General features: G+C 39.6%; 21 protein-coding genes. 16 read left to right on the top strand and 5 right to left on the bottom strand.

Annotated elements, in window-relative coordinates; translation table 11 throughout:
• Window positions 1-7 precede the first annotated feature (7 nt).
• From MHI22_RS06575 to MHI22_RS06540, 8 genes are all read left to right on the top strand, one after another.
• Window positions 8-1,087 (top strand): DUF1648 domain-containing protein, encoded by a 1,080-nt coding sequence (locus MHI22_RS06575; protein ID WP_036120134.1) that lies wholly within the window; start codon window positions 8-10, stop codon window positions 1,085-1,087.
• 13 nt (window positions 1,088-1,100) lie between these two features.
• The gene (locus MHI22_RS06570) at window positions 1,101-2,381 is read left to right on the top strand and encodes an alpha/beta hydrolase (protein WP_340811434.1); all 1,281 of its coding nucleotides are present in this window, start codon (window positions 1,101-1,103) and stop codon (window positions 2,379-2,381) included.
• Window positions 2,382-2,392: 11 nt separating this feature from the next.
• Entirely contained in the window at window positions 2,393-2,710 is a 318-nt protein-coding gene (locus MHI22_RS06565; RefSeq protein WP_340809170.1) for a DUF3784 domain-containing protein, read from the top strand.
• Window positions 2,711-2,872: 162 nt separating this feature from the next.
• Window positions 2,873-4,855 carry an AraC family transcriptional regulator gene (locus MHI22_RS06560; RefSeq protein WP_340811432.1) on the top strand — a complete coding sequence of 661 codons (1,983 nt, stop codon included), beginning with the start codon at window positions 2,873-2,875 and terminating at the stop codon, window positions 4,853-4,855.
• 129 nt (window positions 4,856-4,984) lie between these two features.
• Entirely contained in the window at window positions 4,985-5,137 is a 153-nt protein-coding gene (locus MHI22_RS06555; protein WP_004231380.1) for a YpzG family protein, read from the top strand.
• 118 nt (window positions 5,138-5,255) lie between these two features.
• Window positions 5,256-5,792 carry a hypothetical protein gene (locus tag MHI22_RS06550; RefSeq protein WP_058844535.1) on the top strand — a complete coding sequence of 179 codons (537 nt, stop codon included), beginning with the start codon at window positions 5,256-5,258 and terminating at the stop codon, window positions 5,790-5,792.
• A gap of 20 nt (window positions 5,793-5,812) precedes the next feature.
• Window positions 5,813-6,151 (top strand): cupin domain-containing protein, encoded by a 339-nt coding sequence (locus MHI22_RS06545; RefSeq protein WP_036123245.1) that lies wholly within the window; start codon window positions 5,813-5,815, stop codon window positions 6,149-6,151.
• Between the two features lie 31 nt (window positions 6,152-6,182).
• Window positions 6,183-7,061 carry a YwqG family protein gene (locus MHI22_RS06540; protein WP_036123248.1) on the top strand — a complete coding sequence of 293 codons (879 nt, stop codon included), beginning with the start codon at window positions 6,183-6,185 and terminating at the stop codon, window positions 7,059-7,061.
• Between the two features lie 614 nt (window positions 7,062-7,675).
• Here the strand turns inward: MHI22_RS06540 and MHI22_RS06535 are convergent.
• A complete protein-coding gene (locus MHI22_RS06535) occupies window positions 7,676-8,170 on the bottom strand; it encodes a GNAT family N-acetyltransferase (RefSeq protein ID WP_445668838.1) in 495 nt (164 codons plus the stop codon).
• Window positions 8,171-8,239: 69 nt separating this feature from the next.
• Between MHI22_RS06535 and MHI22_RS06530 the strand changes: the two genes are divergently transcribed.
• Window positions 8,240-8,668 (top strand): NUDIX hydrolase, encoded by a 429-nt coding sequence (locus MHI22_RS06530; RefSeq protein ID WP_036123251.1) that lies wholly within the window; start codon window positions 8,240-8,242, stop codon window positions 8,666-8,668.
• Between the two features lie 137 nt (window positions 8,669-8,805).
• Here the strand turns inward: MHI22_RS06530 and MHI22_RS06525 are convergent, their stop codons facing one another.
• Both MHI22_RS06525 and MHI22_RS06520 read right to left on the bottom strand, forming a co-directional pair.
• Entirely contained in the window at window positions 8,806-9,966 is a 1,161-nt protein-coding gene (locus MHI22_RS06525) for an aminotransferase class I/II-fold pyridoxal phosphate-dependent enzyme (RefSeq protein WP_340811428.1), read from the bottom strand.
• 3 nt (window positions 9,967-9,969) lie between these two features.
• Window positions 9,970-11,085, bottom strand: a complete 1,116-nt coding sequence (locus tag MHI22_RS06520; protein WP_036123256.1) for a methionine biosynthesis PLP-dependent protein — start codon at window positions 11,083-11,085, stop codon at window positions 9,970-9,972.
• A 505-nt stretch (window positions 11,086-11,590) separates the two neighbouring features.
• Between MHI22_RS06520 and MHI22_RS06515 the strand changes: the two genes are divergently transcribed.
• Complete coding sequence (locus MHI22_RS06515) at window positions 11,591-11,773, top strand: hypothetical protein (RefSeq protein ID WP_340811427.1); 183 nt, start codon at window positions 11,591-11,593, stop codon at window positions 11,771-11,773.
• Here MHI22_RS06515 and mscL read toward each other — a convergent pair.
• Entirely contained in the window at window positions 11,754-12,143 is a 390-nt protein-coding gene (gene mscL, locus MHI22_RS06510) for a large conductance mechanosensitive channel protein MscL (RefSeq protein ID WP_036123266.1), read from the bottom strand. The genes MHI22_RS06515 and mscL overlap by 20 nt on opposite strands.
• A 204-nt stretch (window positions 12,144-12,347) precedes the next feature.
• On the opposite strand from mscL, the gene MHI22_RS06505 reads away from it, so the two are divergent.
• Window positions 12,348-13,046 (top strand): lytic transglycosylase domain-containing protein, encoded by a 699-nt coding sequence (locus MHI22_RS06505; RefSeq protein WP_036123269.1) that lies wholly within the window; start codon window positions 12,348-12,350, stop codon window positions 13,044-13,046.
• Window positions 13,047-13,081: 35 nt separating this feature from the next.
• Here MHI22_RS06505 and MHI22_RS06500 read toward each other — a convergent pair whose 3' ends face one another.
• Window positions 13,082-13,339, bottom strand: coding sequence for a GlsB/YeaQ/YmgE family stress response membrane protein (locus tag MHI22_RS06500; RefSeq protein ID WP_036123271.1), 258 nt, complete (start codon window positions 13,337-13,339; stop codon window positions 13,082-13,084).
• Window positions 13,340-14,106: 767 nt separating this feature from the next.
• Here MHI22_RS06500 and MHI22_RS06495 point away from each other — a divergent pair.
• From MHI22_RS06495 to ilvN, 5 genes are all read left to right on the top strand, one after another.
• A complete protein-coding gene (locus MHI22_RS06495; RefSeq protein ID WP_036123274.1) occupies window positions 14,107-15,282 on the top strand; it encodes an amino acid deaminase/aldolase in 1,176 nt (391 codons plus the stop codon).
• Window positions 15,270-16,592: a D-arabinono-1,4-lactone oxidase gene (locus tag MHI22_RS06490; RefSeq protein ID WP_036123277.1), complete on the top strand. Its 1,323-nt coding sequence runs from the start codon at window positions 15,270-15,272 to the stop codon at window positions 16,590-16,592. The genes MHI22_RS06495 and MHI22_RS06490 overlap by 13 nt, the downstream gene beginning before the upstream one ends.
• 372 nt (window positions 16,593-16,964) lie before the next feature.
• A complete protein-coding gene (ilvD, locus tag MHI22_RS06485; protein WP_340811425.1) occupies window positions 16,965-18,635 on the top strand; it encodes a dihydroxy-acid dehydratase in 1,671 nt (556 codons plus the stop codon).
• A gap of 483 nt (window positions 18,636-19,118) precedes the next feature.
• Window positions 19,119-20,885 carry a biosynthetic-type acetolactate synthase large subunit gene (ilvB, locus tag MHI22_RS06480; RefSeq protein WP_058844541.1) on the top strand — a complete coding sequence of 589 codons (1,767 nt, stop codon included), beginning with the start codon at window positions 19,119-19,121 and terminating at the stop codon, window positions 20,883-20,885.
• Window positions 20,882-21,397 carry an acetolactate synthase small subunit gene (ilvN, locus tag MHI22_RS06475; RefSeq protein WP_036123293.1) on the top strand — a complete coding sequence of 172 codons (516 nt, stop codon included), beginning with the start codon at window positions 20,882-20,884 and terminating at the stop codon, window positions 21,395-21,397. The genes ilvB and ilvN overlap by 4 nt, the downstream gene beginning before the upstream one ends.
• The last annotated feature ends 47 nt before the right edge of the window (window positions 21,398-21,444 follow it).

The raw sequence follows: 21,444 nt of genomic DNA, 5'->3' as shown, positions 1-21,444 counted from the left end.
GGGTAGTATGCTTATAATAGTAGGCATCTTTATCATTGTTGGTATTTTGGAAACCATGACACCACATTTAACAAGAAAAACGAATGTTTTTGGTGTTTCCATACCAGAACCTTATGTCAAGCATCCTCAATTACAGCTTTGGAAGAAGCGTTATAGTCAAATTATCGGAGGAATTGCAGGCTTATTTTTACTAGGTCAAATCGGATTCTCTTTGTCGCCTATGCAAGAGGAGAAAACGTCTTTAATCTCCTTTATCCTTTTGTATGTCATGCTCCTGCTATCATCTGGTCTTTACATGAGTTACCATGTTAAAACGAAAAATTTAAAGGGACAGGAACAATGGGAAACAAACATCAAAACGGTGCATGTAACAGACTTAACAATCCGCCAAAAAGATGAAACACTATCGCCCTTATTTTTTAGTTTACCTATCATCATGACACTGGCATTGATTGTTTTTACGTACATGAATTATGACACCATTCCAGCAATTTTTGCCACGCATTGGAATGGTGCAGGGGAGGCGGATGGTTGGACTGAAAAAACTAGGCTCTCCGTCATCAGTATGCCACTGATATTATTAGCGATACAAATTAGCTTTTTCATCATGGGCCAAGGGATGAAAAGTGCCAAAATTCAATTGAGTGCACAGGCTAGAGAAGCCTCAGTTCATCGGGAACTGACTCAACGCAAATATGGTAGCTGGTATTTAGCAGCGATTAATTTTAGTATGACGATTCTATTTATTGCTTTACATTATACAACCGTTATTTTACATGACCAAACAGCCCCATACTTTTTTCCCCTTTTTCTTGTCTTTAATATCGTTACATTAGGTGGCTTACTAGTATTAATTTGGAAGCTCAGTAAAAGCAATGAACGTTTTGATGAGGTACATACAAATGAAACAGCTGCGGCAGATGATCAATACTGGAAATGGGGGATTTTTTATTGTAACAAAAACGATCCATCCTTATTAGTGCCGAAAAAATTTGGAATCGGATGGACTGTCAATTTTGCGAATAAATGGAGCTACATCATAATCGGTATTACCTTATTGCCAATTTTATTGGTGATCTTCATATAGAGAGGAAGATTGGATGAAAAAATGGTTATTGTTATGTTGCACATTGTTACTTTTAAGTGCCTGTGGGCAAAAAGAGGTCACTGCGGACAATCAAGAGACAAAGGGGCAAAGTGCAATGAATGAACAGTTTATCGGAAAATGGGAGGGAAATATTGAAACGCCTAATGGAGCACTGCCAATTATCGTCGATTTACAGAAGGATAGTGGTACATTATCTGTTCCAGCACAAGGTTTATCTAATTTTCCATTTCAAAGTGTCAAGTATACAGATGACAATGTGAAAGTATCTATTCATTTGAACGGCTCTGTTATTGCGATAAACGGCATATTAAAAAATGGACAAATAGAGGCTACATTTCAACAAAATGGTGGGAATTTCCCCCTAATTTTAACGGCTTATAAAGAGCAGCCCGTTACCTATGAAAAACTAAAAATTCCTGTTCAACAGGGAGACTTAACAGTTGCTTTACAAAAAGCGAGCACGTCGCCATCGCCTGTGGCTCTCATTATAGCAGGCTCTGGGCCAACTGATAAAGATGGTAATTCCGCTCTAGCTGGTAAAAATAATAGCTTAAAAATGCTGGCGGAAGGTTTAGCACAAGAGGGCATTACGACGGTTCGCTATGATAAGCGAGGACTTGGTGATAATCAAGCGCTCTTAACAAAGGAAGAAGATGGGACGTTTGATCAATACGTGGATGATGCAGTACAAATCCTACAAACATTGATGGCGGATAAAGCTTATACAAGTGTACACGTGATTGGTCATAGTGAAGGCTCACTCATTGGTTTGCTAGCAGCTCAAAAAACAGGGGTAGCGTCCTTCGTCTCTATCGCAGGTGCTGGAAGACCATTGGACGTAGTACTCTTAGAGCAATTAAAAGGTCAGTTAGCACCGAAGCTTTACAATGAATCAACGGATATTTTGACAGCTTTAAAGCAAGGCAAGCAGGTGACAACTGCTTCGCCAGAGCTGCAAGCCCTCTTCCGTCCATCTGTTCAGCCTTTCCTGATTTCCTTGCTAAAGTACCATCCTGCTGACGAGTTGGAGAAAGTAAAAAGCCGTGTATTAATCGTACAAGGAACAACAGATTTACAAGTAAAGGAAGTCGATGCCGAGGCATTAAAGAAAGGCAAACCAGAGGCGAAGCTACTTTATATGGAGGGTATGAACCATGTATTGAAAAAGGCTCCAGCAGATCGTGCAGGAAACTTAGCAACCTATTCAGACCCTTCATTGCCATTACATGAAAAATTACTACCAGCGATTCAGCAATTTATTAATGAAGAGTAGGATGATGAACGATGAGTATCTTTGTATATGGAATTATCATGCTGCTATTTCTGACCTTTGCCATTGTGCTGTCCCAAGGGAAAGGAGCGTTTTTAATCGCAGGATTTAATACGATGCCAGAAGAAGAAAAAAAGCAGTATGATGAGCAAGCATTGGCGAAATTTATGGGGAAAATGATGTATGGCTACTGCTTTTGTGTGCTTTTATGGATTCTTAATGAACTTTTTCATACACAGTGGTTATTTTTTAGTATCGGACTTGTTCTTTTCGTAGCATTGACGATCTTTTTAATGATCTATGTGAACACAGGCAATCGTTTCAAAAAATAAGAAGGATATAAAATGGACTTGGTCAATGCAATGACAAGTCCATTTTGTTTGGCTACATTTGAAGGAAGTGCATTTTATCTATGAGAATTATTATCAATTAGTGGGATTTCTGTTAAACTAGAGACATGCTATTGGTTAAACTAGAAGGAGTGCTTGAGCTCGATGAAATTAAGTGATCATATACTTTTATGGAATCACGCATACATCAAAATTATGGATGTACGATTGACAATGATGGAGCAGGGAGAGGATTTTGGTCCCTATCGATTGCCGACCAGTGCCTTTCTCTATACAAAAAGAGGGAATGCTCAAATCTGGCTGGATAAAAACAGACATCTGGTACACCCGTTTCACGTCCTGCATGCAGGAAAAGGGGTGGATGTAGAGATTGTAGCGGAGAAAGAGTTTGAATACTTTATGATTTTCTATAAGGCAATACTTCCGTTACCTCATCGCCAAGAAATGGTAGCCTTGATGGAAAATCATAATCCTTTCCACTATCAATATGCTTTTGTGCCAGCTCATCCTCTTGCATTACTTGACAGAGCAGAGCAGATGAAGATAGTTTGGCAACAGGCCCATGACAAAGAGCTGAAAAATTTACATATAAAATCATTATTCTATCAATTTATCTATGAATTATTGCGGCAAATGCATGGACAGGGAATTCATCCCGTAAAGCCAGATATGGTGGCGCAGGCAGTTCGCTATATAGAGGAACATGCGCATATGCCTCTAACACTAGACATCATAGCGCAAGAGTTAGGCTGTAGCATTGGTTATTTATCAAAACTGTTTAAAGAAAAAATGCATACAAGCCCGATTCATTATTTAGGTGAAATGCGTGTCAATAAAGCAGCGGCATTACTCGTGCAAACAGATGCTACGTTGCAGGAAATTGCGGAGCATGTCGGTTATCCTGACGGTCATTCCTTGAGCCGAAGCTTTAAACGATACAAGGGTGTATCTCCAGCACAATTTAAAGTGGCATGGAGGCAAAAGCGGCAACTGGAAGATGAAGAATTGCCACTTTGGAAAAGAAGATATGCTATTCTCCCAAAACAATTCGAGTGTTATATTGATGGTGAAATTGAAAATCATTATCAACGAAAGGGAGTAAATGAAATGTCGAAGTACAAAAATATGAAAGTAAAGGCTATGACGTTGTTTATGTGCCTATCATTGCTGCTAGCAGCATGCTCAAATACAAATGGAGCCTCATCATCTGCGACAAATCAAGTGGAATCACAAGCGAATGGACAAGAGGCTGTACAAGAAGGAAAGACAAGAATTGTTTCGACGCCTAGAGGTGATGTAGAAATTCCAGCTCAGCCACAGCGTGTAGCAGCTGATCAATATATGGGGCAGCTTTTAAAGTTAGGAATTATTCCAGTTGGTGTACGTGAAGGCATGTTAACGGAAGGTTGGATTGAGAAAGCGGGGATTCCGCAAGAAACGCTCGCTAAAATCGAGAATTTAGGTGGCTTCCCAATGAATCCTGAAAAACTCATTATGCTAGAGCCCGATTTAATCATTGGGTCGATTGAGAAAAATATTGAACAATACGAAAAAATCGGCTCCACTGTTTTTATTCCTTACTGGGAAGAGCTTTCGACGGCTGGACCATTAGAAAAATTTAGAAGAATTGCTGAAGTATTTGGAAAAGAGCAGGAAGCTGAGTTATGGATAGAAGACTATGAACAGAGGGTAGAAGATGCTCGAAAACAAATCGATGGCATCATTAAAGAAGGTGAAACGGTATCAGTCGTGCAATTAAGCCCTACAGGTTTATTTGTGTTAGCTGCTGAGGGAGGGAATTATGGTAGTAACACCATTTATCAGATGTTGAAATTACCTCCAACAGAGCAAGCTTTAAACATGAAAGAGGGCTTTGAAAATATCTCATTAGAGGTATTGCCACAGTATTTAGGCGATCATGTATTTGTCTATGTCAATTCGCAAGAAGATGCAGAAGAAATTTTGAATAGTCCGATTTGGCAGGGAGCACCTGCTGTTAAGAATGGCAATGTTTATATGTATGGTGAGTTCGATGATGAGTTTGTCATGGAAGATCCTTACTCTTTAGACCTACAACTTGAGAAAATTGTCAAAGTTTTATTGGAGAAAAAAATAAAAAGCAAGTAAAACCTGCATTCATTTTGCAATAAAGTAGAGCTATTTTCTGATGAATGGCCGTTTGTATAAATTCATCCTAGCTGGTCATAATAAAGAAGATTTCACTTATGAAATCTATAATGATGAGGAGGATGAAAAATGAGTAGGTTCGAACAATTAGATCCAAAATCTCAAAAAATCCACCGCAACTGGTCAAGGATTAAGCGATCCAAATCGCAAGTAAATGGTGAAACGGAGATAACTCTCCATAATCGCCTCTTGCGAAGTGAAGCAAAGGCCCGTCAGTTTTAATCATGTTAGAAAAGTAAGTGTCATCAAGCCCAGAAAAAATTCTGGGTTTTTTTATGGATAAAAATAGAAGGCGGAATGTATTATAATACGTTATAAGGAAGAAAAGGGGAGGAAGGCTATGAATATTACTATTCCAACTTATTTACAGTCATATGCAGAAAATGTTGAACAGCTAGAGGCAGTTGAATCACAGTTACAGCTTTGTTCCAGCACAGGGAATAAACAGTTTGAAATTTGGTACTATGGAGATTTACTAACAATCGAAGGTGAGGCATTGCCTTTCATTACTGGAGCAACCGCTAGAATCGTTGCAAAAGACCCTTTAACGGCGGAGGAAATTTTGCTATTTGATGCAACCCTACATGGCTATAATGCGCTATTTTGTGATGAATTTACGGAGGAGCAGCGTATCCATCGTCCACTACGGAAATATCTTTTGCCCACAACAGAAGTTGTCCTATCATTTTTCTATAATATTGACTATGACGAAGAAGCAGAAGACTATGAGGTAGATGAACATGGCAATGTACAGCTACTCAACGGAGAAACAGCAGATTGGGAGACGATAAAAAGTATTGGCTATGATGCCTTTGCTTTTTATGGCAAATCAGAAGATGGTACACTGCTAGCATTTGCACAGGAAGAATTAGCCTAGCATGAAAGGAACATAGAAAAATGCAATTCATCTCATATACACAAGATTTAGCGAAGCAAATTCATCAATATCAATCAAACAATGCATTTTATCGGAACATTATGAAAACAGAAGAGCCAGTGAATATCGGTTTCATCTATATTGAGCCAAATGGGGTAGTTGGTATGCATGAAGCCCCTGTTCCTCAGCTTTTTATCGTGATGCATGGCGAAGGCTGGGTTCGTGGTGAAGATGATGAAAAAATCACCATAAAATCTGGACAGGGTGTACTTTGGCATCAAGGGCAGGCGCATGAATCTGGTAGTACGACAGGCTTGACAGCACTTGTGATCCAAGCTGAGCATATACATCTTACATAAAAAACGTGTGTAACGGTAGGAGGGGAAGGCATTGAGCAACACAGAAAAATGGAACAAATGGTTGAAAGACTATGGGTTAGCACATAAGGCTGAGCAAATAGCAGCTTATACTAGAAGCTCTATACGTATGGTAGCTAAGCAAAATGCTGATGAAGAAATTCCGATTGGCCATTCAAAAATAGGTGGCTGTCCGGATGTTCCCACAGATTTTGTGTGGCCATATACGAACGATAAGAGACCGTTGTATTTCCTTTGCCAACTACATGTAAAGGATATCAAACCTTACGATACCAACAATTTATTACCTACAGATGGATTATTGTCCTTTTTCTATGATGCAGCCGAGCAACCATGGGGATACGATCCGAAAGACTATGATGGCTTCAATGTTTTCTATTTCACAGAACCAGTTAGTAGCCTTACAAGAATAAAAATACCTGCTATCTTACTCAAACATGGCGACATTGCCAGTGCAAGTCTGCAATTTAAAAATGAATGGACACTCCCGCCCTGGGAATCTCCATTTTGGGATGATTTAGAAGAAACTCTAACGGAAGAGGAAGCAGATAATTTGAGAGACCTTGCATATGAATCGATGGAAGAAGCTGATGCAAATGGAGCCGTTCATCGCATAGACGGTTTTCCAGATGCTATTCAAGGGGATATGTACTTACAATGTCAGCTTGTCTCCAATGGCTTATATTGTGGCGATTCAACTGGTTATAATGATCCCCTTCGAAGGGAATTAGAGGCTGGGGCAACAGACTGGCGATTATTGCTTCAACTTGATTCAGAAGAAGAGCTTGGATATATGTGGGGAGATAGCGGTAGATTGTATTTTTGGATTCGTGAGGATGATTGCCAAAAGACCCGCTTTGATCAGACATGGGTTGTCTTACAATGCTTTTAAAAACGAAGGGGGATAACGGTTGTCAAAGCAACCGTTATCCTTTTAGTGTTGAAAAACAAAACAGTCAATTGAAAGGGAGAAATGGATTTCCGTTGCAGGCTACTTGCTTTCCTGTGGGCGAGCGCACCGAGCCACTTCCTCCGCTATCGCTCCGTTTAGAGGCTCGCCTGTCTCGCTATCCCATGGGAGTCAAGTAGCCTCCACTCCAACCCACAAAAGTTTTACCTTTTTAGCAAAGTTTTCAAATAAAGTGAAGGTGTTCACTACTTTTTATGAAGAGGTGTTGTCACGCATCACTTCTCCATATTGAAAATAAGAGTTTATCCCCTCTAAGAATACAGATAATGGCTATTTGATCGCTATACTACTATGAAAAAAGTAAAGACACTTTGCAGAATGGTTGATTGGAGTGGAGCCAGCGTCACTCCTAGGGGATTTAGCGTCACAGATGAGACCCTGGAGCGAGCGTAAGTGAGTGAAGCGGCTCATCGGACGCCCCCTGGAAAGGACGTTGGCGGAACGGAAATCAACCCCTCACCTTGCAAATTTGCTTTTTCTGCCTTTGACATGATCTTTTTTCAACAACATGGGGATAACAGTTGTCAAAGCAACCGTTATCCTTTTTCATGTTGTTTCACCATTTTCACTGTTTTAAGCGGATAACCATCGAAACACTCATCGAATTCTACTAGCTTTTCGAACCCCTTTGCCTGATAAAAATGCATACCAATTGTATTTTCTTTTGCTACACAAACAAATAATGACGATAGGCTGGGAAGCATGTTTAGCCCTCTTTGTAAAAGAGCTGAACCGATACCACTCCCCTGGCTATCAGGATGCAAGTAAATGGCAAGCAGCTTTGCTTCAACATGTGTAACATTTGAGAAATTAGCAAAGCCTACTAGCGATTCATCGACAATTACGACTAAAAATAGGATAGTAGTGAGGCGCTGTGTTAAACGGTTACTGCTATACGCCATTTGTAAAAAGCGATCTTGAATATCACGAGGGATGATTCCTTCATATGTATGGTGCCAGCTTGTTCTAGCAATTTCTTGTACAAATGTAATGTCATTTTCTAGCATCTGTCGTATAATAAATGTCAACACTTTTCACCTGCAATCCCAATTTTTATCTTTATTGTAACATTCAATCAGTCGAAATGGGGGGTCACTTTCATGCAAGTAGTGGAAAAAGCATTTGGCTATATTACGAGAGAGCATGAAGAACAATTACAAGTGCTCGTATTTGAACAGAATTCAGTTGGTGCAGGTATTCAAGTGCCCAAAGGTACAGTAGAAGAGGGCGAAACACCTTTAGAAGCTGTGAAGCGTGAAATGTTGGAGGAGACTGGTCTAACAACACTTGTCGTTCAGAGGTTAATTGCACAGGACTATTTTAATCATCCGTCAGGTATTTTACAGAAACGTTATTTTTATCATTTAACATCCGATGAAACACAAGATTCATGGCAACATCATCCAACGGGCTTAAATGAAGCGGATTTAATTTTTTCATTTTATTGGATTTCTGCTGAGCAAGAAGCGCTACTAGCAAAGGGGCATGGTGATTATTTATACCGTGTGTTAGGAAAGGTGAAAAATTGAACGTAGGATTATAAAGATGCGGTGGCATGACTACTTTAGCTATTAACAAATAGAAAACCCTAACTATGATAAAACACGCAATGAGTGTTTCGTAAAATAGTTAGGGTTTTTTAACGGTCTCTTTCAGGTTGGTTCAATCAAGCCTTGGCCGCAATCTCTAAGGCTTGTGCAAAATCAGCAATTAAATCATCCACATGCTCAAGTCCCACTGAAAATCGTAAAAGTCCATCTGTGATGCCGCGTTTTGCACGCTCCTCAGGCTCCATAGCAGCATGACTCATCTTTGCTGGGTAAGAAAGAATTGATTCCACACCCCCAAGAGAGACCGCAAAAACAGGAATTGTCATTGCTTCGACTAATGCTTTTGCGGCTGCATAATTCGGTAAACGGAAAGACAATACAGCCCCACCACTTGTACTTTGACGTTGATGAATGTCATACCCTGGATGTGAGGCAAGTCCAGGATAGTAGACTTGCTCAACCAGTGGATTTGTAGTTAAAAATGTTGCAATTTTTTGTGCAGATTCAGCAGAGCGACTAAAGCGCACATCTGTTGTTTTGATATTTTGTAGCAGTGTGAAAGAATCTTGTACACCTAAAATATTGCCAAAAGAATTTTGGATAAAGTATAGCTCTTGTCCTAGCTTGTCATCTGCTGTAACTGTTAAGCCAGCAATAATATCAGAATGACCAGATAAGAACTTAGTTGCACTATGAATGACGACATCAACTCCAAGTTCTAGTGGACGTTGGTGTAACGGTGTCATAAAGGTATTATCTAAAAATGTCAGACATTGGTGTTGTTTCGCTAGTGCCACCACGCCACGAATATCTGTGATGCCTAATGTCGGATTTGATGGTGTTTCCATATAAAGCAGCTTCGTAGCTGGCGTTATTGCTGATTCTACTGCTGCTAGATCCGTGAAATCTACAAATGTATGGGAAATACCAAAGCGTGGTAACACCTTTGTCACAAAACGATAGGTTCCACCATAAACATCCTCGGTCATGACGATATGGTCCCCTTGGGATAACAGCATTAACGCTGCTGATACCGCTGCAATGCCCGAAGAAAAGGCATGAGCGCGAACACCACCTTCAAGTTCTGTCACAGCTTTTTCTAATGCGTCTCTCGTAGGGTTGCCTGAGCGAGCATAATCATATTCTCCAAACTCATCCATACTTTCTTGATGGAAGGTAGAGGACAGATACATGGGAACATTGACAGCCCCTTTTTTATTACCATAGCCATCACGAACACCTGCATGAATGAGGCTCGTTTCAATATGTTGCTTCATAAATTATGCCTCCTTTCTTAGGATATCGAATACTTGTTGTAAGTCTGCAATTAAATCTTCTGCTTCCTCAATACCGACAGAGAATCGAAGTAAACGATCACAAACGCCACGTTCAACACGCTCTTCATATGGCATATCTGCATGTGTTTGTGTGGCAGGATATGTAATAAAGCTTTCCACACCGCCAAGACTTTCAGCAAAAGTAATTAACTTTAAGTGACGAAGGAATGGGTCAATCCACTCAGGTTTTTGCAAGCGGAATGACAGCATGCCACCTTTTCCTGTATAAAGTACATCAGTCACTAATGCTTCTTCCTCTAAATAAGCGGCAATGGCTTTTGCATTCGCATCATGCTGTTTTAATCGAAGATGTAAAGTTTTTAAACCGCGAATAAGTAACCACGAATCCATAGCGCCTAGTACCATACCACTGCCATTATGAATAAAGCCAATGCGTTCAGCTAATTCCTTACCTTTAGCCACAACTAAACCAGCTAAAACATCATTATGACCACCGATATATTTTGTAGCAGAGTGAAGGACAATGTCAGCTCCTAGTTCGATAGGGCGTTGGAAGTATGGTGTATAGAAGGTATTATCTACAATTAACCAGGCTCCATGCTTATGGGCTAACTCTGCATACACTTGTAAATCGAATTCCTGCATAAGTGGATTTGTTGGGGTTTCAATGAATAACGCACGAGTATTTTCAGTTATTAATGCTTCCACCTGTTCAACCGATTCAAACTTTGAATAAACAGGCTTGATATTATAGGTTTCTTGGAAGAAGTTAAATAGTCTATAGGTACCGCCATATAAATCATCAGGCACGACTAACTCATCGCCTGGTTTAAATAAGGATAACACCAATTGAATAGCAGCCATCCCTGAACTACAGGCAAAGCCCATATCGCCACCCTCTAAATCAGCAATCCCTTCTTCTAAAAGAGCACGTGTAGGATTTTTTGTACGTGTATAGTCAAAGCCAGTAGATTCACCAATTCCAGCATGTTTATAAGCAGTCGATAAATGGATCGGCGGGCTCACAGCACCTGTTATGGGGTCACTTAAATTTCCTAGTTGTACAAGTTTTGTTTCAATACTTCTGTTTAATGTCATGACGTCACTCTTTTCTCCAATATTATTAAAAGCGACAATTTTCGCTTTCAATTTATTAGTATTCTCAATAATTGTTACCAATTTAACATGGATACTAAAGAAGAACAAGGGTGTTTTCTGAAAATTAGCTAGATTATTTATAGTTAATCACGTAGGAATAGTAGGAGATTGATTATTAAATTATGAGCAACAATGTGTGGGAGCTTCTAGTTAAGTTAACAGGATAGAACATAGAAAGAGAAGGATACGCATAAAGTTGATGGATAGAGTAAGGAAAGTAGCGGATAGAACGCGGAAAGAGATGGATAGAGCAGAGAAAGAGAAGGATACGCATAAAGTTGGTGGATAGAGTAAGGAAAGTAGCGGATAGAACGCGGAAAGAGATGGATAGAGCAGAGAAAGAGAAGGATACGCATAAAACTGGTAGATAGAGTAAGGAAAGTAGCGGTTAAAACGCGGAAAGAGATGGATAGAGCAGAGAAAGTGGAGGATACGCATAAAACTGGTGGATAGAGTAAGGAAAGTAGTGGATAAAACGCGGAAAGAGATGGATAGAGCAGAGAAAGTGGAGGATACGCATAAAGCAGCGGATAGAACAGCCAAAGAGAAGGATACAAAACCAAAGGATCTGCCTCTTTCGAATAAGGCAGATCCTTTGGTGTCATATGTTAGGCTTGTTCTTTTTTGAGTAAATCACGAATTTCTTTGAGGAGCTCTTCTTTTGCATCTAATTCAGGAGCTGGCTCTTCAACGACTGCTTCTTCTTTTTTACGTGTAAGCTTCGTCATAATTCGGAGGGCCATAAAAATGGCAAATGCAATAATTAAAAAATCAATAATTGATTGTAGAAATACACCTAAATTGACTTGGGCTTCACCAGAGCCAAAAACAAAGCTCTTTGTTAAATCAACACCACCTGTTAAAATACCAACTAATGGCATAATGATATTTTCAACTAAGGAGGTAACAATTTTACCGAAAGCACCACCGATGACTACTGCTACTGCTAGATCGACAATATTGCCTTTCATTGCAAATTCTTTAAAGTCTTTCCACAAAATAAATGCCTCCCTATTATTATCCAATATAATGAATCAATCTGTATTTTACTATATTTTTAGCAAACCTTTCAACTGCTTTTATAGTGAAAATGAATAGCATCCTACAACTGGAAGTTTCTATCTTACAAAAATTAAAAGATCTACTACATATAACGAAAAATTTGGTAATATAGAAAAAGAATACTAGATTAGGTGTGACGTATGACAAAGAAAAAGAACAACAAAGCCATGTTATCACCCGCTACAAAATTGGGTATGATAGCATTATTGATTCCCGTTGCGATAACGGTGTATGTCCTGACATTTTTTGCGTGGAAGGAACTTCAAACATTACCGATTTTCGAAAAGCTTGCACAGCAAAAGGCAATTGAGGAGATTCAACAACATTTCGATATGGACATTCCAGAGAAATACATTCCGGTATATGTAGCAGCGGAGGAGAAATATGGTGTGCCATGGACATTGCTTGCTGCACATCATCGAATTGAAACGAGATTTTCTACAGTGAAATCAATGGTTTCATCTGCCGGGGCAGAAGGGCATATGCAATTTATGCCGTGCACGTTCGTTGGCTGGCAGCATCCTACTTGTTCAGGACTAGGAAAAGGAAACATCACGAAGGCTGAATTAATGAATCCAGAGACAATTGCTAAATATGGAGGATATGGCGTAGACGCGAATGGGGATGGTATAGCCGATCCCTATGATATTGAGGATGCGGTATTTAGTGCAGCTAATTATTTAGCTAAATACGGCGCTGCCAAAGGTAATATTAAGAAAGCTGTGTATCAATACAATCATAGTGAGGAATATGTGGAAAATGTATTGTATTACTACCAATTGTATAATGATTATCACGATGAACTCCGAGCAACCGTTTTACTAAATGAAGCAAAATAAAGAGCCATCACCATGGATGGCTCTTTATTACATATTTAAGTTGCTTTACGCATACCTTTTAAAATAAGGCTGACGATAAAGATCAACACAACGGCACCGATCAGTGCTGGGAACACGTAGAAATCACTTACTCTCCAACCCCAGTTCCCTAAAACCATACTACCGATCCAAGAACCAACAATCCCTGCAATAATATTCCCGATGATGCCACCAGGTACATCTTTACCTAAAATTACGCCAGCTAACCATCCAAGAATTCCTCCGATGATTAAATACCAAATGAAACTAATCATTATTTTCATCTCCTTAAAATTAAGATATAATGGCGATTACTTAGTTATACCCTGAATGGAGTAGATTAAACACTGCGATTTTGTTTAGTAATTATTACATGCTGTCATAATGGCTGTAGACAAATGAATGCAGCTCTTTCATCATGCCCACACTAACGTAACTCCAACTGCATAAATGATTGTGAAAATGTCCACATTAACTACAATTACTTCTATATTGTACATACACCGATTTTCGCTTACTTCTATAGTATGTTCACGCATTCAATCCGTACCAAAAATAGATGGAACGCTCCAAAATCAGCCGTTTGACTAAATATTTGCAAAAACCACCTTTTTATCCATGAAAAAATGCATTTTTTGTTGAAGCAGAATTTCAATCAATTATACGGTTGTTCATTTTTTATTTATATGAATGGAAAATGGTTAAATTTTCACCTTTTAATAGTTTGAAAATTCTGTTTAAAAGGATTATAATGTAGAAAAAAGGAGCGTGTTGCATATGAATATGGCTGTTATGAAACGTTTAAATCGTCAAGGTTTTCTGATTGCTGGTCTGCATTTGTTAGTGCTGCTAAATCTTGCAGCCGATTTCTTATACGCATCGTAACCAATTGAATAGAAAGGTGAATGAAATGTTTGTCCCATTCTAAAACAACTGTGTCGACTTATTGAATAAAAAGCGCACGGTTGTTTTTATTTTGACTCATGAATAACAAAATTATTCTGTAAATTGTCAAATACATAGTATATACAGGAGGGATTAAATGACGACAAGATTGGATCGAGCGTTTAGTGATTTGGAAAGACCATTTGCTTGGTTGGACTTAGATGCGCTGGATAAAAATATACGAACTGTGCAAGAGGCTTGTGGTGGCAAGCAAATTCGTATTGCGACAAAATCGATTCGTTCTGTTGAAGTGCTTCGTTATGTTCAGAAAAACCTTGCTAATGTTGTAGGCTTTATGACATTCACAGCGGCAGAGACCATTTTTTTACTACAGCAGCAATTTGATGATTTATTACTGGGCTATCCAGTAATGGAGGAAGCAGCTATTCGTCGCTTGCTACATTTCGTCAAAGACGGGAAAAGCGTTACTTTTATGGTGGATCGGCCAGAACATATCCAACTATTAGCGAAGCTGGGACTAGAAATAGGTGTACGTGTACAGGTTTGCATTGATATTAATGTTTCGAATGATTTTAAAGTACTGTATTTCGGGACTAAACGTTCATCGTTGTATTCTCTTGAGACGCTGACACCTTTTTTGCAAGAGATTCAAAAAACGTCAGCGATTGAGGTTGTAGGTGCAATGGGCTATGAGGCTCAAATAGCAGGCGTTGGCAATCGTCCTGCGAATGCATTAAAAGGCAAAGTGATTGAGGCAATGCAAGTACAAGCTAAAAAACAAGTAACCCAATTTCGTCGCTTAGCGATAGCCCATATCAAGGCGTATTTTCCAAACTTACGCTTCGTCAATGGTGGAGGCTCAGGGAGCATGTTATATACCAATCAGCAGAAAGAAGTGACTGAAATTACAGTAGGCTCCGCTTTTTATGCACCTGCATTGTTCGATCAATTTACACATTTACAGCTAGAAAAGGCAGCTGGATTTGCTTTGAGTGTAACGAGAAAGCCTGAAAAAAATATTGTTGTTTGTCATGGTGGGGGTTATACGGCTTCTGGAGCAATTGGATTGGATCGCTTACCTGTATTCTATGAACCTAGCAATTTTGCATACCTTAGCTTAGAAGGAGCAGGAGAAGTACAAACGCCTATAAAGGTCAAAGGAAAACATATTAATATTGGTGATACGATCTATTTTAGACATGCAAAAGCAGGGGAGCTTTGTGAGCGTTTTCAAGTACTCCATGGGATTCGAGAGGACAAGTATATGGGGCCTTACACAACATATAGGGGGGATGGACAATGTTTTCTATAGAAAAATGGCGTAATGGTGAAAAGTGGACAAATTGGGCGGGGAATGTTATTTCTTATCCGAGTGAAATGTACTTACCACAATCGGTTGAAGAAGTTTCAACCATTGTCAAGCATGCACGTGAAGCGGGAAAAACGATTCGGGTCACAGGGGCAGCTCACTCTTTTAGCGCTGTGGCTATGCCTGAGCATATCGCTATTTCCTTACATAATATGCGTGGATTAATCGCTGTGAATGAGGAAAAGCAGGAGGCAACATTATGGGCTGGTACCTACCTATATGAAATTGGACCAATGCTGGAGAAGCACGGCTTTGCTTTAATCAATATGGGGGATATTCAGGAGCAAACGATTGCAGGAGCAGTATCAACGGGTACACATGGTACAGGGATTACACTTGGTTCTCTGTCGTCTGCTGTCATGACATGGGGGTTTGTAGATGGCACTGGCACATATCAGGAGCACAGGAGGGGAATGGACGATTTATCTGAAGCACTACACGTATCGCTCGGTATGCTTGGTGTCCTTGTCAAAGTAACGATCAAAGTCATGCCACTTTATAGCTTGCATTATGTTGGGGCAAGAGAAACTTTGAGCAATGGTCTCACACTATTCGCAGAGGATATTCGCCAACATCGCCATGTGGAATGGTTTTATTTCCCTGGTAGTGAGACGATTCAAGTAAAACGGATGAATGCTGTAGCACCCATCTATCAAAGTGAATGGAATAAAAAAATAGAAACGTTAAAGCTTCAAATTGTAGAAAATGGTGCTTTCTTTGCCATGTCAGAACTTTGTAAGTGGAAACCAGCGTTAAGTGGTGCTATGAGTAAAATAGCAGCCGCAAATGTGGTGAAAAGTGAAAAAGTGGGCATAAGCTATGAAATTTATCCTTCTCCTCGTAGTGTGAAGTTCCAAGAAAGTGAATATGCCATTCCACTCGCTCAATTTGAAGCATGCTTGGAGGAAATTCATACAACCTTTAAAAAAGGGATTTTTAATGTTCATTTCCCATTAGAGTGTCGAACAACTGCAGGGGAAGCAGGCTTTTTAAGTCCAACACAGGGGCGCGAGTCTGCTTTTATAGCCTTTCATATGTATAAAGGGATGTCAGAAGAGCCTTATTTTAAATGGGTTCATACTTTGATGCAAAAATATGATGGCCGACCTCACTGGGGCAAACAACATCATTTAACAGCACAAACCGTCTACGAACTGTATCCAGAGATCGAAAAGTTTTTAAAAATACGACACCAATATGATCCCGATCAAGTATTTTTTACAGGCTACTTAAAAAAATTGTTTCTATTGTAAGCGTTATCTCTATAGATAAGATGATTCAACTTGTCCGAAAATATGGGAATCAATGGTCTCTTACATTGTTGGTTATTATTGAAAAATTAAAATTTGAACGAAATGTCAAAATTTTTATCAAAGCGAGATAAAACTGATGCTTAATCAGCATGTAAACGATTTCAATTTTGACAGATTTTTTTAATTGTTTGAACAATTCAAAAAATACTGTTGACGAGACCTTTTTTTCGTACTATGATAACAACAATTTAACACGTTCGTTACAGCAGTAGCCATCTAGTAGGCTGCTACTCTATAAACAAAAATTAAAAAGACAGAACATTTTGTCTATAGCAACGAACATAGTATGGATAGCAATGAGGGGCGTTTAAAATGAGAAGTGACATGATTAAAGTAGGCGTAGATCGAGCGCCACATCGAAGTCTTTTATATGCAACAGGCAAAGTAAAAGCAAAAGATTTAGGCAAACCATTTATTGGGGTTTGTAACTCATATATCGACATAATACCAGGTCACGTTCATTTACGTACGTTCGCTGATGTAGTGAAAGAAGCCATTATTGAAGCGGGTGGTATTCCATTCGAATTTAATACAATTGGTGTCGATGATGGTATTGCAATGGGGCATATTGGTATGCGTTATTCATTACCAAGTCGTGAAATTATAGCAGACTCAGCAGAGACAGTTATTAATGCACATTGGTTTGATGGTGTATTTTATATTCCAAACTGTGACAAAATTACACCAGGGATGCTGATGGCAGCAGTTCGCACAAACGTACCATCTATCTTTGTTTCTGGTGGTCCAATGGAGGCTGGTACTTCTGCTTCAGGCAAGCAGCTTTCTTTAACCTCTGTTTTTGAAGGCGTAGGAGCCCATAAATCAGGAAAGATGTCATCTGAAGAGTTGTTAGATATTGAAAATAATGCATGTCCAACATGTGGCTCATGCTCAGGGATGTTTACAGCCAACTCGATGAACTGTTTAATGGAAATGCTCGGTGTTGCTCTACCAGGGAATGGTACAATCGTTGCCACTTCTGAAGAGCGTCACAAGCTGATTAAAGAAGCAGCCAAACAATTAATTCGTATGGTCAAGGAAGACATTAAGCCACGCGACATTATTACAAAAGAGTCAATTGATGATGCTTTTGCTCTTGATATGGCAATGGGAGGCTCCACAAACACTGTTCTTCATACATTAGCCATTGCCAATGAAGCAGAAATAGATTACAACATTGAAGATATTAATAAAGTAGCAGAGCGAGTACCCTATTTAGCGAAAATTATGCCTGCATCCGATATTTCAATGGATGATATCAATAAAGCGGGTGGTGTTAGTGCCATTATTAATGAATTAACATCCATTCCGGGAGCTATTCATCCAGATCGCCCAACCGTTGCAGGTTTAACGATGGGTGAGCTTGTCAAAGATTATCACATCACGAATGATCAAGTCATTCGAACAAAAGACAATCCCTATAGTGCTGTAGGTGGGTTATCGGTGTTATTTGGTAACATTGCACCTGATGGCTCCGTTATTAAAGTAGGTGCAGTTGATCCTTCCATCAAAGTATTCAAAGGAGAGGCAATCGTCTTTGATTCCCAAGAAGCAGCGCAGGAAAACATTGATAATGGAATAGTGAAAGAGGGCCATGTAGTCGTCATTCGCTATGAAGGACCTAAGGGTGGCCCAGGGATGCCTGAAATGCTTGCACCAACATCTGCGATTCAAGGTCGTGGTCTTGGTACAAAGGTTGCATTAATTACAGATGGTCGTTTCTCAGGTGCATCTCGAGGTATTTCAATTGGTCATATTTCACCAGAAGCTGCTGAAGGCGGTCCAATCGCCTTAGTAGAAAACGGAGATATTATTGAAATTGATCTACCAAATCGTACGATTAATGTACAAGTTTCAGATGAAGTTTTAGCTGAACGTCGTGCAAAATTACCAGTCTTTGAGCCAAAAATCAAACGTGGTTGGTTAGCAAGATATTCAAAATTAGTGACGAACGCTTCCACTGGTGGCGTAATGAAAATTTAACAACTAGATAAATGAAAACGTTGATGAGGTTAAAGGTTCTAGAGCCTTGTATCTACCAGAGAGCCGGTCGTGCTGGAAGCCGGCGATACAACTAGATCCGACATCCCCTCGGAGTGGGCTATTAAACGTGTTTACACCATTAGATAGCTCCGGGCATAGTCGAAAGTGCTCGTTATTAATGAATAAATGTTTTATGACACCCTATTGGATGTGAAATTTTTTGCATAGGTGTATAAATGCAGTCATTTATTCGCGAGGTAGCAATTATTTGCTATAAAAAAGGGTGGTACCATGGAAAGTCTTTTTCATCCCTACGTAAGGTAGTTCTTTGCGTGTGGAGAAAAGGGCTTTTTTATTATTTTCACGACGTAATGAGCAAACTCTCAATGAAAAGGAAGAGAGGTAGACTTACCAGCTAGTGGCACTTTACTAATCTAGAACACTGATGTATGACTTTGAAAGAAATGAAGGAGGCATAAATTGATGAGTGCGAATGTTTCAATCAATGAACAAGAACAATTAGCAACAACAGCAACGGCTGAACAAACCTATCAAGCGAAGGACGGTGCAGATGTTTTAGTGCAGGCTTTGCATGATCAAGGTGTTGAAATCATCTTTGGCTATCCAGGTGGAGCCGTATTACAAATCTATGATGCGATGTATAAAAATCCGATTCGCCATATTTTAACAAGACATGAACAGGGGGCTATTCATGCGGCTGAAGGCTATGCACGTGTCTCAGGTAAAACAGGCGTTGTCATTGCCACAAGTGGACCTGGTGCAACAAACCTCGTAACAGGTATTGCGGATGCCATGATTGATTCCATCCCATTAGTTGTCTTCACAGGTCAGGTTGCTACATCTGTCATTGGAACAGATGCTTTCCAAGAAGCTGATATCATGGGGATTACGACACCAATCACAAAGCACAATTACCAAGTGCAGGATGTCAATGACATTCCACGTATTGTGAAGGAAGCATTCCATATTGCAAGCACTGGACGTAAGGGACCAGTGGTTGTGGACTTTCCAAAAAACGTTTCACAAATGTTGTTTGATGTAGAGAATCCACCACAAGCACCAGATGAAATTTATTTACCAGGCTATCAACCAACCTATAAACCAAACTATTTACAAATTCAAAAGGCGATCCAAGCAATTTCTTTGGCAAAAAATCCAGTTATTTTAGCTGGTGCAGGTGTTCTTTTTGCTGACGCACGTGAGGAATTAACGGCCTTTGCTGAAAAATACCGTATCCCCGTAACGAATACATTGCTAGGGCTAGGCTCCATTCATGGGGAACATGATTTATTCCTTGGAATGGCAGGAATGCACGGTACGGTTACAGCAAATACAGCCATCACAAAAACAGATTTACTACTCAATATCGGTGCACGTTTTGATGATCGCTTAACAGGAAATTTAGCCACATTTGCACCAAATGCAACGATTATCCATATCGATATTGACCCTGCTGAAATTGGTAAAAACGTACCGACAGATATTCCGATTGTTGCGGATGCAAAAGAGGCGTTAAAGGCATTGTTGAAAAAGGATTTCGAAGGTCCTGATACAGCAGACTGGCTAGCCTTTTTAAATAATCATGCGAATGAATACCCATTGTGGTATTGCAAAGATGCCAATACGCAAGAAATCTTACCACAAGAGGCATTGCAATTAGTGCACAAGATTACAGAGGGTGATGCCATTGTAACGACAGATGTAGGGCAGCATCAAATGTGGGCAGCACAATACTACCATTTAAATAATGATCATGCATGGGTAACGTCTGGTGGACTTGGTACGATGGGCTTCGGCTTCCCGGCCGCAATTGGGGCTCAGTTTGCGAAGCCAGACAAAAAAGTTATTTCGATTGTAGGAGATGCTGGATTCCAAATGACGGCACAGGAGCTATCTATTCTACAGGAATTTAACTTACCAGTAAAAATAGTGATTTTGAATAATAGTTGTCTTGGAATGGTGCGCCAATGGCAACAAACATTCTATGAAGAACGTTATTCATCGTCGCTGATGCCAATCCAACCAGATTTTGTTAAATTAGCGGATGCCTATAATATTAAAGGCTATCGTATTAACACAATCGATGAGGCGGAGAATATTTTCCGTGAGGCACTACTTTCTGATGAGCCAGTATTAATTGATTGTCGAGTGAAACAGCTTGAATGTGTTTACCCAATGGTAGCACCAGGCAAAGGCTTACATGAAATGATTGGGGTGAAAAAGAATTGAAACGAGTAATTACTGTAACTGTGATTAACCAAAGTGGTGTATTAAACCGATTGACAGGTTTGTTGATGAAGCGACAGTTCAATATTGAATCGATTACAGTAGGGCATACTGAACAACCAAATTTTTCTAAGATGACCTTTGTTGTCAATGTTGAGGATGAACGCAAAATCGAGCAGCTAGTAAAACAATTATCCAAGCAAATTGATGTGTTAAAAGTCAATGATATTACCGACAAATCAATTGTTCTGCGAGAGCTGGCGCTAGTAAAGGTTATTTCACCACCAAATCTACGCTTGGAAATGAATTCGATTGTTGAACCATTTCGTGCACAAATTATTGACACAGCCAAAAATGTTGTGACGTATCAAGTAGTAGGGCACCCAGAAAAGATTGATGCCTTTATCGAACTCATTCGACCATATGGCATTAAAGAACTGACACGTACAGGAGCCACTGCCTCTGTGCGTGAAACGCAAAAAATCTCAAACCCACAGCTCTCTATTTTAAAATAGTTTGCATATAAAATTGATAGCTTTATTGAAACAGCAAGTTGCTAAAG

It is taken from the genome of Lysinibacillus sp. FSL L8-0312 (assembly GCF_038003285.1).
Lineage (GTDB): Bacteria > Bacillota > Bacilli > Bacillales_A > Planococcaceae > Lysinibacillus > Lysinibacillus fusiformis_D.
Note: the sequence above shows the minus strand (reverse complement) of the source record. Positions and strands in the feature narration are given on the sequence as shown.

Coding starts and splice junctions, on each gene's coding strand:
- MHI22_RS06575 (WP_036120134.1), top strand. CDS start 8: ATGCTTATAATAGTAGGCATCTTTATCATTGTTGGTATTTTGGAAACC.
- MHI22_RS06570 (WP_340811434.1), top strand. CDS start 1,101: ATGAAAAAATGGTTATTGTTATGTTGCACATTGTTACTTTTAAGTGCC.
- MHI22_RS06565 (WP_340809170.1), top strand. CDS start 2,393: ATGAGTATCTTTGTATATGGAATTATCATGCTGCTATTTCTGACCTTT.
- MHI22_RS06560 (WP_340811432.1), top strand. CDS start 2,873: ATGAAATTAAGTGATCATATACTTTTATGGAATCACGCATACATCAAA.
- MHI22_RS06555 (WP_004231380.1), top strand. CDS start 4,985: ATGAGTAGGTTCGAACAATTAGATCCAAAATCTCAAAAAATCCACCGC.
- MHI22_RS06550 (WP_058844535.1), top strand. CDS start 5,256: ATGAATATTACTATTCCAACTTATTTACAGTCATATGCAGAAAATGTT.
- MHI22_RS06545 (WP_036123245.1), top strand. CDS start 5,813: ATGCAATTCATCTCATATACACAAGATTTAGCGAAGCAAATTCATCAA.
- MHI22_RS06530 (WP_036123251.1), top strand. CDS start 8,240: ATGCAAGTAGTGGAAAAAGCATTTGGCTATATTACGAGAGAGCATGAA.
- MHI22_RS06525 (WP_340811428.1), bottom strand. CDS start 9,966: ATGAAGCAACATATTGAAACGAGCCTCATTCATGCAGGTGTTCGTGAT.
- MHI22_RS06520 (WP_036123256.1), bottom strand. CDS start 11,085: ATGACATTAAACAGAAGTATTGAAACAAAACTTGTACAACTAGGAAAT.
- MHI22_RS06505 (WP_036123269.1), top strand. CDS start 12,348: ATGACAAAGAAAAAGAACAACAAAGCCATGTTATCACCCGCTACAAAA.
- MHI22_RS06500 (WP_036123271.1), bottom strand. CDS start 13,339: ATGATTAGTTTCATTTGGTATTTAATCATCGGAGGAATTCTTGGATGG.
- MHI22_RS06495 (WP_036123274.1), top strand. CDS start 14,107: ATGACGACAAGATTGGATCGAGCGTTTAGTGATTTGGAAAGACCATTT.
- MHI22_RS06490 (WP_036123277.1), top strand. CDS start 15,270: ATGTTTTCTATAGAAAAATGGCGTAATGGTGAAAAGTGGACAAATTGG.
- ilvD (WP_340811425.1), top strand. CDS start 16,965: ATGAGAAGTGACATGATTAAAGTAGGCGTAGATCGAGCGCCACATCGA.
- ilvB (WP_058844541.1), top strand. CDS start 19,119: ATGAGTGCGAATGTTTCAATCAATGAACAAGAACAATTAGCAACAACA.